The sequence below is a fragment of the Acinetobacter sp. 12966 genome (genome assembly GCF_031196995.1).
Classification (GTDB): domain Bacteria; phylum Pseudomonadota; class Gammaproteobacteria; order Pseudomonadales; family Moraxellaceae; genus Acinetobacter; species Acinetobacter geminorum.
Genome location: NZ_JAVIMC010000094.1, coordinates 73,046 through 87,759 on the forward strand (window position 1 = coordinate 73,046; position 14,714 = coordinate 87,759).

Below are 14,714 nucleotides of genomic sequence, written 5' to 3' on the forward strand. Positions count from 1 at the left end.
ATCACACTAAAATAAAATTTATATAAAAAAGTGACGATAATCGTCACTTTTATTCATTAGTTAAAGGCGCCATTTCTAGGCACAATACTAAAGCTACTATTTAAGCGTCCACCAGTAATTGCAAGCTCACCTAAACGTGCTCCAGCTCCTGTTGAAGGCGGATAGAAATTAATATCTTTTACACGTAATGCGCCGTCAATACTCTTATCAGGGTTAAAATAAACCGCCGTATTTACGCCAACTTTACCTAAACCACTTGTTGTATCTTTACCCACAACCAAAGCGGTATTAAACGCTAGCTTTCCTGCAATATTGTCAAAACCAATTGCAGAACCATCGATCGGATCACTAATTTGAACCGTATTTCCAGTTGCTGTGGCAGGCACTGTGAAATCGCCGAGTACAGTTAAAGTACTACCATCTGCAATTGAACTGTTTGGCACAATTGATAAGTTAAGATCGCCACCTAAACGGAGTTTTAGACCAAATAAGACATCATTATTTTTGGCAAAATTATCGATAGGTGAAGTACATGAGCCCGTCGCTGGACAAGTTTTATATTTAGCCCCTGGTAAATAACCAGCTGCAATTTCTGTTGATAAAGCCAGTAGCATCTCTTTTAAACTAATATTAAGACTGCCATTTTCTAAACCAATACTTCCATTGCCTTTGAGGAACATATCGATATTACGTAAGCCCATGTAATAATCAGTAGGACTACCACCATTATTAGCATTTGGAGAACCATCAATTAATAAAATTGAGGTTGTTTTGGTTCCAGTCGCATCACGTCCCGTAGTTCCAGCAGCAATACCAAAACCTAAACGCGAAGTTGTTCCGGATGTAGCCACAGCATTTCGAATAGGCTTACCATTTGCATCTTTTGTGTAGTAATAAGCACTATTTGCCGGTGCATCTAAACCATATACAGCAGCGTTAGCATTTAAATTATAAAAAGGTAATGCTAAGCCCCACTGGTTATTTGCACCATTATCGGCAAACTGATTGGCAGCAGCAACATTCGCACTTGTCGTAAAACGACCGCGTCTTGAAAATGCTTGAAACTCTGCTCCACGCATCGCAAGAATTAAGCTAAACGGATTAGAGACCGTATCACGGTGAATATTATGCTGATAATCAGCAGCTGTCGTTAAAGTACCTGCCCCTAAACGAATTGCATTTAAAGTAGCATTGTTTGGCATTAATAATGTTTTGGTATCGGCAAGATTTAAATAAATATTTCCGCTGTCAAAATAACCACGCGTAGCTGAGTTAAGGCCTGTTAAATTACCAAATTCGAAACCATAAGCATTCAGACCTGCTCCACCAATTTCTAAAGTGGTTGCTTTGCCATCTGAACCTAGCATTGAGTCATTGTCTTTAGTGAATTCACCTTTCATACGAAAGGCAATCCCGGAATTACCTAAAATGCTATTACTTGAGCCCGTACCTGTGGCGGTATTTGCTGTACCTAATATTGTTGTATCTGACGTACCATCCATACCACGGACTTGTAAATAGCTATTTACCATACGTCCGCTAGCACCTAAACGAATTAAACCTTTCGCATTTTGGGGACTATTAGTTGCATCTAAAGCATAAGGGTTAGTTTTATCGACATTCGAACTGAGCATCACCTCAATATTCAAGCCTGAATTGGTTACTTTGCCACTACTGTCAACATAAGTACCCGCAGTTAAACCAGAAGCTGAATCTGCTACACGGTTAAAATCAACATAGCCATAAGTAGTATTCGGAGTTTGCCCTACACCAGCAACATTAGTTCCAGTATTTGTCTGTAAAACTAAGCCACGAGTTGGGTCAATCAACATGGCCCCTTTACCAACAAAATTAAAGTTAAAGTTTCTTAAAATTAACTGATTTAACTGGCTGCGAGCATCCAATTGTCCTAAATAAATATTGGCATTATTAATACCAAGCGTCATGCTTGACTGGCTATTTGCATTAAATAAGCCATCTTGAGTTGTAAGTGCCAAATTTAAAGGAGAGGTCGTTTGAATAGCCAACTGCCCTAAAGTTGGCGAGCATGTAGCTGAACTATTACAAACTTTAACGCTATTTACGGTAACAAGTGATGGACTACTTTGCATAGAAAAGTCGAGTCCAGTTTTACCCGTAGTTGGGTTACTCCCTACATCTAAACGGTAATTAGTGCTTAAAGTTTGGCTAGATGCATTACTTTTTTGAACTTTTATCCCGCTCGCTTGAGCTCTTAAGACCTGATCTGCACCACTAGGTGTACCTGCATGATCATCCCAGTAGGCATTATCAATATTGATTTCATTAAACGTCGTTTGAATCGAAATCCCATCTTGTCCATTAATCGCACTCAAGTCAGCATCTGTTAAAGCTTCTAACGCAAAAGCATGTCCGCTCACTAACAACATGCTGGTTGTTAATGCATTTAAAATAAACTTTGAGCTGTGATTTTCTTTATTTTTTTTCATCACTTCAGTTCCTTTGAAATCTACATTAACCCTTAACAACGAGGATGGCTTCCATCACAGCTAAAGACCATGACTTTTCCTTGGATAGCCAAGTTTCCGTTCATCATTAAACCCATAAAACCAGTTTCGCGCCCATGGTCATACGCTGATGGTGTGGCAGTAGCCACTTGTTGGTTCGCACTGTTAGCAGTCGCTGCATATGTCGTTTTTTTGAAATATGCATAATCATACATATTTGCACTCGAGCCTTGTGCTGTTGTTGAGCTGGTAAAGTTATCTTGCTCAATTGATAAAGCATTAAAACCGAAGTTACGAATTAAAATTGGCTGTGCTGCACTAAAACTAAGCTGAATAGCCGGTTTAATCATTTCAGTATTGTTTTTGTCCAAATACTTTAAATCAGCGCCATCCAAACCCATTTTTTGGATATTTAGAGTACCTTGTACACCTTTAAATACGAGCCAAAGTTTATTACCACTATCACTATTTTCAGCCCAACCACTTGGTTTCGTCGCATCTGCCTGTACAAAACGTTTGTTAATTGCCAAACCAATATGACAGAACTCTAGGTTCTCACAGACACCACCACTACCATTGTCAAATACACCATTAGCTGTCTGGTTTAAATTAAGCATTAAAGATAAATCAGCACCAGCCTGACCATTTATCGCCTGTAATGCTTCATTATCTAAAGTTTGTAGCTCTGCATGAGTCACCGTTGCACAAAGAGCAAGGAGTAAAGCAGTTATTTTTTTCATCGCGTTACCCTCCTCTTATAGACCTTTAGTTGTCAGTTTCAAGTGCTGGATTAAAACACCGTCAATTGAAGCGGATCCCAAATTATTTAAAGGACTAATGTTAGACAAAGCTGGAGCTTGATTAGCTGTAGGAATAACGTATCCAGTTGTGCCATTACTACTACCAATTAAATCGTTGACCACAGCATTTCTTGAAGTCAACCATGGAATAGCAGAGTTAGTCCAATCACGATTCGAAGTCGCTCCATACATTGGCGTCGAACCCGATGTACTCGTACATCCTAAAGCACCAGAACAAGTTGTTGCATCGGCTGGTTTAGTAGTTGGATTCGTGATAACCCACGCACCAGTTCCTTTGTTATATTCCCACTGATATAAATATCCTAATGTTTTATAACCACAGTTAGAATTAAACAAACCACAACTATATTCTTGTTTCCATGTCTGGGTATTCTGTTGTCTTTGTTTAAAACGGACCTCTGTCATCGTAGCTGAAGTGGTACCAGATACTGAATTAGTCATTGAGACCAAACTACCAGCAGAAGTTCCAGAAACTTGCGTACCTGTTGAAATTAAACGACCAAAGGAAACTCCAATTGAACCTTCGCCGGTATTTGCTAATAAGGTTTTTCCATTATCAGGACTATATACGGTACCAATAGTGATACTACTATGCGTAGGATTAACACACGAGTAAACGTTACATGTAGAACCCTTATAAGTCGTGTCAGCACCAGTGTAATCAGTATAAATCTGTTTATATATTTCTGGTTTATTTGCAATTCGTGCAATTTCAATACTAAAGTTTTTGCCGTCGGAACCTAAAATAAGCGGTTGATATAAGTTACCTAATACCAAGTTAATATTTGGGTTATAGAGATATAAGCCTTCACTATCAGCAAACTTCGGTGCTACGGCACCTGCAGAGTCAAATGCAGGTGTATATAAATTGTTTGATGCATTTGGTGAATCTGAAGTTTCTCGTGTACTAAATCGCAATACCTTACTTGTATCATTAAAAGCAATTCGTGTTTTATTCGATGTTTTTGTATCTGTTCTAGTTCGATTTTCTACATAGTAACGGCATCCACGAGAGGTACTAAAACTCCCTGTTCCACTGTTACCACAATCTCCAGTACTACTTGCACTTAAAGTTGAGTTTGCACCAGCATGTACTGTTTTCCACCCGTTATTAGTACTTGTGGCGTATGTCTGCGTTTGACTCGTAACATTTTCAGTCACAATACTAGTATTTTTGCTATCACCCGTATTTAAGCGAACTAAGCCAGACATCCCTAAAGTATTATTATAAAAAGGACTCATTCCTCCAGCCGTAGTTGCACCACCTAATGTTTGAAACATACTAATCTGGCTACCATTTAAACTAAAGCCATTTAGAATGCCTTGCAAACGTAAACGATTAGCACGAGTTGTATCAATACTGGTACCAATTAACCCGTTACTATTACCATATTGAAATTGGGCTAAAGAACCATTCGTTGTAGCGACAACATTGGGATTACGTACAAATGCATCAGCCCATAGCCCTAATTTTAAATTATATGCATCAGCTCCTTCTGCCCCATCAATTAATGGTTGATATAGAGGAGCTTCTAAAGATAAATACGTTACTGGGTAAATACCACTATCTGTTGTACTAAAATTAGGAACATTAGTCGCAGTTTTTACTTTAAATATCCATGGATTGGCTCCTGTGCCCCAACTTGAAATCGCTGCTGCAGCTGAGCTGTTAGCAATACGCGAATTTGCATCGCCATCTGACTTAGATAATGCCAATCCATAAAGAAATATATCTGCTTTACCTACTGCGCGGTCTTCTGGCCCAACAATACCATTGCCACTGGTATCAGCTGCAGCAACACTCAAAGGCCCCACAGGTACATAGTTAATATAACCAGTATCCTTACTACGATCGGTAATAATTTGATTTACAGATTCATTTGGACCAGCGCCACGAAATACCATAAATGCATTTTGCGGTAATATCGCAATACCTTCACCTGTAGTTTCACTTAAACCAGCATCAGAAAGTTCTTCAAGAGCAAAACTTGACTGACTTAAAAAAAGTCCAATTAAACTTGCTAACACGGTTTTTTGAAACCTTACCGTATAATTAAGTGTAGTCATCGTGACCTTCCTGTTTTATACGATGCCGCGCACCATATTTCTTTTTCTTTAACAGTCCTTGATGTGAGATGAGATTATTTCCTTTTTCATCTCACAAGGGGCAAACTTTAAAAATTGCCAACCTTTCCACATTTCCATTATGCTGAATATTTACTCAAATGCAAAATTAAATAAACAAAAACTCATTTTTCCGATAAACGAGAAATAAGAGATGTATTTAACAGAATTTTAAAGAACCATAACAGTTAGCTGAGAAGTTTTGTTTTTGTAACACTACATTAGTTAAAGACATAGAAGCTGGCGTTTTTCCTGTTAAATCAACTGTTCCAATAGGAAGATTACCTGCTAAGCAGCTTAATGCTAATGGACCACATGGAACAGGATTCGTTTCTAGATAAGAACTAACTTGTCCTAAGGCATCAGTAATTGTAGCTAAAGCAATATCGACATTCCCCGTAGGAGTAATTTGTCCAATATCAATTGGGTTTGTAAGCTCTAGCCACCATCCTGTTTGTGCCGTTGAGGCCGCCTCTGGCCATAATATATTTACGCCCTGTACAGAGAGATAACCAGCAGAGCCATTCAGTTGAGCAGCATGAAAATAACCCAGACTTTGTTTAATTGTCACATTTACATCAAGATTATTTACTGTTCCAGTTACATCACCCGAAATCGGAACAGGAATACCCAGCACTGAAGCAGTTGCATCTAAAGTCCCTGTAACCGCAATCCCTCCAACCCTTGCTGTTGCATTCAAATTAGCTGTATTAATACGCTTACCCGTAATTATCTGCTGTCCCATAGACAATGTACCACTACCTGCACCTAAATTTAGATTATAGGCCGTAGATGTAAATGGGAGTGTTGCTATGCTACCTATAAATTCTGCCCGTCCTGTAATAGCTCTCCCTGTTTCATCTTGGGTAATACCATAGTAAGGATTCGTAGTTACAGTACCCCCAGTTGGTTTAGTGACCATATATCCACTCAGTGAGTTAATACCACTCGCAGCATCACCATTTTCTAAACCAAAAGTAAGTAAACCCGAAAGTGACTTAGCACTTAATCGAAAACCCTGAATTTCACGAGTGGAAGCCGAGTCTGGGTTTTTAACAGCAAATTCTAAAAATGGATTGGTAATAATAGCGGACGAAGAGGCTCGCTCAGTACTAGTACTATCTACTGTGCCCCCACTTAAACTCAGATAATCAATGTCAATGTCGCAGGCACCTGCTCCATTTACGCCCCCACAACCTAACTGTAATTTTTTAATATTGGCATTAATTTCTAATTGAGCATCTAACGCAAGTCGATAAAACCCCATATTTCCATTTGAACTTGAGTTACTTGCAGAATCTGTAGGCGCAATATAAGACATACCCATTAAAGCTTGGCCGCGGGTCGCTGATAATTCAGCATCTGACATAGGGACTAGTGTAGAAGCAGCATAGGCTGAGGAAAAGCATAAGCTTCCGAGTGTCAAAAGTGCTACTCGAAGAGACGTAAACTGTCGCATGGCCGACCTCCGTATCCGTGGGGGCATAATCCTGTTTAATTTCTTTTTATTTGGCCTATCTGCATTCGATAAATATTTAACTAAACATTATCAAAGAGAGCCTATATCTACTCTATTTGCTTTTAAATTCTGTGATACAGAGCAAAAAACAAATCAATCATTAATCATTTTATATCATTTTTTACAAAAGGAAACTGTCGTTTATCATAATTCCGATAAACGCTTCTGATAAAAATTCTATGTATAAAATTGGGCCACCTAAGTGACCCGTTATTTTTAAAATCTTTTCATCGAGGAATCATTAAGTTTTAGGAAGTGTAACACCTGTTTGACCTTGGTATTTACCACCACGGTCTTTATAAGAGGTTTCACATACTTCATCACTTTCAAAGAATAGCATTTGTGCTACGCCTTCCCCAGCATAAATACGTGCAGGTAAATTTGTCGTATTTGAAAATTCTAACGTAACGTGACCTTCCCATTCAGGTTCTAATGGAGTCACATTTACAATAATACCGCAACGAGCGTAGGTCGATTTACCTAAGCACACTGTTAACACATTGCGAGGAATACGGAAATATTCAATTGTACGCGCTAGAGCAAATGAGTTTGGCGGAATAATACAAACATCAGACTCAATATCGATAAAACTTTTGTCATCAAAATTCTTTGGATCGACAATTGCAGAATGTACGTTTGTAAAAACCTTGAATTCACGGGCACAGCGTACATCATAACCATAGCTAGAGACCCCGTAGGAAATCAACTTTTCACCATTTTCATCAAAACGGACTTGATTCTCTGCATAAGGTTCAATCATGCCGTGTTTTTCGCTCATTTCGCGAATCCAACGATCAGACTTAATGGCCATGTATTTTCTATCCAAAAGGTAAATTCATTGATTTCGACGTACTTTAACTTAAAAAACCAATTATGAAAACAACACAGAGCTACTCAAATAAATAAGAATAGCTCAGCGGTACATTTAAAGGTTCAGTAAAGCAGAATAACTAATTGGAATTGAAAAGCTGACTAAAACAAGTGAAGCCGTTTTTTGCAAATTAGTTTGATTTAACCAACCCACTTTCTTAGAAGCTAAAACCGATCCCAAGAAAATCCAGAACAACGCAATTGGTGTAATAAGCGCTAAATAAGCCATCATGTGAATTAAATAAATATGAAAATTACTCCATGCAGCTACTGGGAAAATTGCTGAGGCAAATAATAATGCTTTTGGGTTTAATAGAGTGGCGCAGAATAACTCACGAGCACGAATCGTTGGCTGATTTAATTCAATTTCTTGATTTGCCGTATGCCATAACTTGATGGCTAAGAAAATAATATAACAAGCGCTCAATAGCTTTAGAATAGGCGGCAGCATTGGTAGTGTGCTAGACACTTTTCCAATCAGCATTCCCCATGCAGAAATAGAGATTACATAACCCAAAACTTCTGCTGGAATAAGTTTTACTGACTTCCTTAAACCCACTTGTACTCCTGAAGAAGCGAGCAGAGTATTGGTTGGACCAGGCGTAAGTAAAATTGTGGCTACTAAGCCAATAAAAAGCCATGAAATCATTGAATGACCTCACAATATAGTCATCTCAGATTAATAGATATCCTGTCACAAGGCAAAAGGTAATTGTAAGACAAAGTATTTCAAATTATTTTCAAAATAAAAATAAAGTATATAAAAACAAATATTTATAAAATTGTCACATAAAGTCGAGAAGAAAACTTTACGGTCAGTTGTTATACTTTCCAAATAGATTCTGAGTTAAGTAACATAACTATTTTTATTTTAAGTCTATTTTTCCATCAAAAGTCTTTATAATAAAAAATATATAGCAATGGTAAGTTTAAATTTTAAGCTTTTAATAAGTTTCAATTCATATATTGTTTCTGATTTTTTTATATAGAGCATCGCGCTTTACTACCCTTAATGATTATGGCAAAGCATTTTTTTCAATCTTGGCTTCCCTCCCCCGAGAAAGTTTCAAATATGAAATTTCTAAGGATTTTTGGTAAAAAGACCCTTAATCCTGTGCTTTGGTATGTCAATCGAAAATCAATTACCCGAGCTGTTTTTGTCGGAACTTTTTTTGGTTTACTGCCTATTCCTTTTCACAGCGTATTTATTGTGATGGCTGTATTACTATTCGAAGTAAATTTACCAATTAGCTTGATGCTCGCTTGGTTAAGTAACCCGCTTACATTAGTTCCTATTCTATATATTGGTTTTTGGTTCGGTGCACACATTTTTCATGTACATATGATTAATAAAGAAATGTTGCTGGGTGTATTGCATCAGATTTCTCGTTGGATTACTCATTTCGGCCATGGCCACATTGATTTTAGTCTTGCGAAAATCTTGATGACAGGTCTAGTCGTAGAAGCTTTTGTATTTGCCGTTATTTTATATATATGCACAGAAATTTTCTGGCGCTGGATGGTCGTTAAAAACTGGAAAAGTAGACATCGTCAAAAGAAGCAAGAAGAGGGTTTATAAAAGCTCCACTCTTCTTGCATAAGTTTAAATCATTATTTTGGCAGTTTTGATTTCATATATTCTTCGGCCACATTAAGCACATATTCTTGACAAGCCTCTCCTGTACCAGGGTCATAAGCTCCGTTATTGGTAATATTATTAGATAAGATTCGAATGCCTAAGAAAGGAACGTTAAATTGACTTGCGATTTGTGCAACAGATGCTGCTTCCATTTCTTCAACAGAAGTACCATAACGTTGATGGAAAAATTGAATACGATCTAGCTCATTATTCCAGACATCTGCTGAACCAATCGTTCCTTCAACCACCTCACCTTTATCATAACGGACTTTATGTGCCGCCATTAACAACTCTTGGTCACCTTCAAATTTACGAATTGCAATCGGTTCTGGGTCAGATTCATCTGTTGGCAACACATCAAAAGCCTCAACCCATGTGAGTGAGTTTGAACCACCGCCTAAAGGCTGTTTAGGAGTTCTAAATGCACCAATATTGGTTGTATATTTTCCTAAAACAATATCGTAAACGTGCAAATCAGGATCATGTCCACCTGAGGTGCCCTGATTAATGATCGCAATCGGTTTATAACGTTCAATCGCTAGAGCAGTTGCTGCGGCAGAGTTACTCATACCCATGCGGGTTTTAGAAATAATCATTGGATAACCGTTATAGGTACCCTTCCAGAATTTCCACCCACCAATTTCTTCAATAGTCTTATTCTCTAATTTTGAAGCCATTTTTTCCGATTCTACTGGCAAAGCACCCTGAATAATGATCGGCTGTAACTTCTGTTTTTGTTCCTGAACTGTTGGTGTTTGAGAAACAGATGAGTTGTCATCATTACATCCAACTAAAAATAAAGCGCTACACAAACTGATAACGCCAAAAGTAGATTTGAATCGCATTTTTTAACCTTTCTTTTTAAAAAGTGTAAAGTAGCAATCTACATGCCAATTTCAAGTTCAGCTTTGTTATTTGGATTCAATAATTTAAATTTTTATTTTAACCAGACAATAAAAAACCCGACTTAAAGCCGGGTTTTAATCAATTAGAAAATACGCTTATCATCACGTGTGCGCTGAGGGATTTTTTCAATCTGCTGCCAGACTGATTTAGCAATCTCAATATAACTATCAGCCGCATCATCCATTGCCACAACACTCGGTTTACCCTGATCAGCATGTTCACGTATTTGAGCATTTAGAGGCAAACGACCTAACAATGGAATATGGTATTGCTCGGAAAGCTTATCACCACCACCAATACCAAAAATTTGCTCTTCATGACCACAGTTTGAACAAATATGAGTCGACATGTTTTCGACGACACCTAATACTGGAATACCAACTTTATTAAATAACTCAATTCCTTTGGTGGCATCAAGCAAGGCAACATTTTGTGGAGTAGTCACAATGATTGAGCCTGTAACAGGAATACGCTGTGCAAGCGTAAGCTGAATATCACCAGTACCTGGTGGCATATCAATCATGAGTACATCTAAATCAGGCCAAAGTGTTTGATTAAACAATTGCATTAGAGCACCCGTTGCCTTTGGTCCACGCCATGCAACAGGTGTGTTGTTATCACCGGTTAAATGTCCAATAGAAAGCACAGCCATACCATAAGCATCTAAAGGTACAAAATTTTCACTTTCAATAAGTGGAGTTTTGCCCGCATTACCTAGCATTGTCGGAATACTTGGTCCATAGATGTCAGCATCTAACACCCCAACCTTAAGTCCCATTTTTTGTAAGGCAAGCGCTAAATTGACCGTAGTTGTCGATTTACCTACGCCTCCCTTTCCAGATGAAACTAAAATAACATTCTTAATGCGAGGGTGAAGCGGAACATCTCTTTGTTGCGGAGCTGCTTTTTGAATTGGTGGATTATTTGGATCGGGTTCTGATTTAGGTGAAGCATCAAATACAGGAGGTAAATTCGAACTTACTTGTGCAGGGCGCTTTTGTTGAACCACGTGTAAATTAAGTTCTTCAATACCGCACTTTTCTAATGCACTAGCTAAATCATCATGAATTTGCTGCAAATGCTCTTTTTCGTCTGGGAAAGTATTAATGGTGAGTTGTAAAACTCGTCCCTGAACTTGGAGCTGACTTATACGCTCTTTTAATGCATCTTTTGAATGTGGTAGTAAGTAATTTTGGAGTACGGTTTGGATTTCATCTTCTTTCACTTCTTGTGCCGGTGAAAAAACAGACTTTAATGAAGAAAGCCAAGACATATTGTTTACTCCAAAAACAGATCATTACAGCTTAATGGAGATAGTGTAACAGTATTGCTCCGCACTCGCTCACCTTAGGATGAATAATTACTCACTTCATATCTCATCTTTTAGGTAAGGAGTACGGATTTTAGTTTAAATCAGCTTATTCAGCAGAATCATGATTCTTTAATTTATTTAATTTATCAGTTGCAGTTTTCTTTAGCTCATCAAACTTTGCTGTTGCTTGAGTTTTCAACTCATCAAATTTTATAGCAGCCTCTTCCTTTAATTCTGCAGCTTTGGCTTTAGCATCATCAAGTTTATGTGCCGCTTCAGTACGCAAGTGATCAAATTTATCTTGCAGACTATGCTGAGCATCCTCAAGTTTGCCTTTTAAATCACTGGCTTTATCTTCAACAGCGTCTTTGCCAGCAGCTTCTTTCTCTTTTACATTTTCCTTTAAATCATCCAAAGCTTTTTCGCCTTGTACTTTTGCATCGGCCGCTTTTGCCTTTAATTGGTCTACTTTATCTTCAATTGCTTCTTTACCCGCAGCTTGCTTCTCTTTTACATTTTCCTTTAAATCATCCAAAGCTTTTTCGCTTTGTACTTTTACATCTGCCGCTTTTGCCTTTAAATCATCTAATTTATTTTCAGTAGTCATAGTTGTTATCCTCATAGTTAATTAAAAAATTACCTGAATAAGTTATTAGTTATACATCGTTATGGCTTATTTTCTGACCGTAACTGCAATTTGAAACAAAGACAATACAGGAAGATTCAAATATTTTTCGATATGTTTATCTGTTCTAAAGGAAACCACCTCTAGCCAAAATCCATTTTAATAGAAATCGCTTATGCCAAGCAGAAGATTATTAATCTTTGCTTATCTCCCTGCATCAGTTAAAATCTTCCACCTTATAAATACGAATGAGAGAATGAAATCCGTGCGTAAAATTTTAGTCACTAATGCCCTCCCTTATGCTAATGGTCCAATTCATATGGGTCATTTACTCGGTTACATCCAGGCAGATATCTGGGTTCGTGCCATGCGAGCAATGGGTCATGATGTGACTTATGTATGTGCGGATGATGCTCACGGTACAGCAATTATGCTACGTGCCGAAGCAAATGGTATTAGCCCAGAAGAGCAAATTGCGAATGTTCAAAAAGAACACATCCGTGATTTTGACGGTTTTGGCGTACATTTCGATCATTACGATTCAACGCATAGCGATGCAAACAAAGCACGTTCAACAGATATTTATATTAAAAACCGTGAAGCTGGAAATATTGCAGTTCGTCCTGTAACTCAATTATTTGACCCAGAAAAAGGGATGTTCTTGTCTGACCGTTTCATTAAAGGTACATGCCCAAAATGTAAATCAGAAGATCAATACGGCGACTCATGTGAAGTGTGTGGTACAACTTATAATGCAACCGAGTTACTTAATCCACGTTCAACTTTAAGTGGTGCAACACCAGTTGAAAAATCATCAGATCACTATTTCTTCAAGCTTCCAAACTTCTCTGAATATTTACAAAAATGGACGCGCGATGAAGGTCGTTTACCTCTTTCGATTGCCAACAAGTTAGACGAATGGTTTGAAGCTGGTTTAGCAGATTGGGATATTTCTCGCGACGCGCCATACTTTGGTTTCGAAATTCCCGATGCTCCAAATAAATACTTCTATGTTTGGGTAGATGCCCCAATCGGTTATATGTCTAGTTTTGAAAACTATATCAAAGCTAAACGTCCAGATTTAAACTTTGATGATTTCTGGAAAAAAGATAGCCAAAATGATGTTTATCATTTTATTGGTAAAGATATTGTTTACTTCCATGCTTTATTCTGGCCAGCAATGCTTGAAGGTGCAAACTATCGCACCCCAACAGGCTTGTTTGTAAACGGTTTCTTGACTGTAAATGGGCAAAAAATGTCTAAGTCTCGTGGTACTTTCATTAAAGCCGAGACTTACTTACAACATCTAAACCCAGAATATCTACGTTACTACTTTGCATCTAAACTTTCAGATAAAGTTGAAGACTCTGACTTGAACCTTGATGACTTTGTTCAAAAAGTAAATTCAGACTTAGTTGGTAAAGTCGTTAATATTGCTAGCCGTTGTGCGAAATTCATTAACAGCAGCTTTAACAATACTTTATCTGCTCAATGTGCAGAATCTGAGCTGGTACAAAGTTTTATTGATGCAGGTGATTCAATCGCTGCTGCATATGAAGCACGTGAATTCTCTACAGCTATTCGTGAAATCATGGCGCTAGCTGATCGTGCAAACCAATATATTGACGAGAAAAAACCTTGGGCTCTTGCTAAACAAGAAGGTCAAGAGCAACAAGTTCTTGATGTATGTTCTGTGGGTATCAACTTATTCCGTCAACTAGCGGTGTACTTGGCTCCAGTTTTACCAACTTTAGCTCAGCAAGTTCAAGATTTCTTAAAACTTGAAAGCTTCGATTTCGAGTCACGCAAACAAATTCTTGTAAGCCATGAGATTGCGCAGTTCCAACCGCTTATGCAGCGTGTTGATCCAAAAGCTGTTGCAGCTATGGTTGATGCTTCTAAAGAGTCTTTAGGTGCTCCTGCTCCAGAAGCAACAAAAGCGGCAGCAAAAAAAGAGAAATCTGCCGAGAAAAAAGCAGCGCCTACTCCAGCAGTTGGTGAAGCTGAAATTATCGGTATTGAAGATTTCTTAAAGGTTGATTTACGTGTTGCTCAAGTACTTGAAGCAGGCACTGTTGAAGGTTCAGATAAGTTGCTTCAACTGACGTTAGACGTTGGTGAAGCTGAACCACGTAATGTATTTAGTGGCATTCGTAGCCAATACGCGCCAGAGGACCTAAAAGGTAAATTGGTTGTTATGGTGGCGAACCTTGCACCACGTAAAATGCGTTTTGGTATTTCAAACGGAATGGTACTTGCTGCTGGAAATGGTGAAGGTATTTTCATTATTTCTCCAGATAGCGGTGCAAAACCAGGCGATAAGGTTTCTTAATTTGTAGTTAAAAAAAAGCTCCCTAAATTGGGAGCTTTTTTTTAACTACAAATTTTAAAGTAATATAGATACGAAAATTT

The 14,714-nt window shown here is 38.0% G+C and carries 11 protein-coding genes; 2 read left to right on the forward strand and 9 right to left on the reverse strand.

Annotated features, from left to right (window positions below; translation table 11 throughout):
• Positions 1 to 56: 56 nt before the first annotated feature.
• From RFW85_RS14755 to RFW85_RS14780, 6 genes are all read right to left on the reverse strand, one after another.
• On the reverse strand, positions 57 to 2,468 hold the full coding sequence (locus RFW85_RS14755; RefSeq protein WP_216076530.1) for a DUF6160 family protein: 2,412 nt from the start codon (positions 2,466 to 2,468) through the stop codon (positions 57 to 59).
• Between the two features lie 32 nt (positions 2,469 to 2,500).
• A complete protein-coding gene (locus tag RFW85_RS14760) occupies positions 2,501 to 3,226 on the reverse strand; it encodes a DUF6160 family protein (RefSeq protein ID WP_170248397.1) in 726 nt (241 codons plus the stop codon).
• A 15-nt stretch (positions 3,227 to 3,241) separates the two neighbouring features.
• Positions 3,242 to 5,374 carry a hypothetical protein gene (locus RFW85_RS14765; protein ID WP_170248398.1) on the reverse strand — a complete coding sequence of 711 codons (2,133 nt, stop codon included), beginning with the start codon at positions 5,372 to 5,374 and terminating at the stop codon, positions 3,242 to 3,244.
• 217 nt (positions 5,375 to 5,591) lie between these two features.
• Positions 5,592 to 6,890 (reverse strand): hypothetical protein, encoded by a 1,299-nt coding sequence (locus RFW85_RS14770; protein ID WP_170248399.1) that lies wholly within the window; start codon positions 6,888 to 6,890, stop codon positions 5,592 to 5,594.
• A 301-nt stretch (positions 6,891 to 7,191) separates the two neighbouring features.
• A complete protein-coding gene (dcd, locus tag RFW85_RS14775; protein ID WP_003653416.1) occupies positions 7,192 to 7,761 on the reverse strand; it encodes a dCTP deaminase in 570 nt (189 codons plus the stop codon).
• Positions 7,762 to 7,875: 114 nt separating this feature from the next.
• Complete coding sequence (locus tag RFW85_RS14780; RefSeq protein WP_170248400.1) at positions 7,876 to 8,469, reverse strand: LysE family translocator; 594 nt, start codon at positions 8,467 to 8,469, stop codon at positions 7,876 to 7,878.
• 363 nt (positions 8,470 to 8,832) lie between these two features.
• Here RFW85_RS14780 and RFW85_RS14785 point away from each other — a divergent pair, with 363 nt between their 5' ends.
• Positions 8,833 to 9,399, forward strand: coding sequence for a DUF2062 domain-containing protein (locus RFW85_RS14785; protein WP_170248401.1), 567 nt, complete (start codon positions 8,833 to 8,835; stop codon positions 9,397 to 9,399).
• A 32-nt stretch (positions 9,400 to 9,431) separates the two neighbouring features.
• Here the strand turns inward: RFW85_RS14785 and RFW85_RS14790 are convergent, their stop codons facing one another.
• The 3 genes from RFW85_RS14790 to RFW85_RS14800 form a co-directional block, all read right to left on the reverse strand.
• Entirely contained in the window at positions 9,432 to 10,304 is an 873-nt protein-coding gene (locus tag RFW85_RS14790; protein WP_170248402.1) for a 5'-methylthioadenosine/S-adenosylhomocysteine nucleosidase, read from the reverse strand.
• Positions 10,305 to 10,447: 143 nt separating this feature from the next.
• Entirely contained in the window at positions 10,448 to 11,638 is a 1,191-nt protein-coding gene (apbC, locus tag RFW85_RS14795) for an iron-sulfur cluster carrier protein ApbC (protein WP_170248403.1), read from the reverse strand.
• Between the two features lie 145 nt (positions 11,639 to 11,783).
• Positions 11,784 to 12,284, reverse strand: a complete 501-nt coding sequence (locus tag RFW85_RS14800; protein WP_170248404.1) for a hypothetical protein — start codon at positions 12,282 to 12,284, stop codon at positions 11,784 to 11,786.
• Between the two features lie 283 nt (positions 12,285 to 12,567).
• Here RFW85_RS14800 and metG point away from each other — a divergent pair, with 283 nt between their 5' ends.
• Positions 12,568 to 14,634, forward strand: coding sequence for a methionine--tRNA ligase (metG, locus tag RFW85_RS14805; RefSeq protein ID WP_170248478.1), 2,067 nt, complete (start codon positions 12,568 to 12,570; stop codon positions 14,632 to 14,634).
• Positions 14,635 to 14,714: the final 80 nt, after the last annotated feature.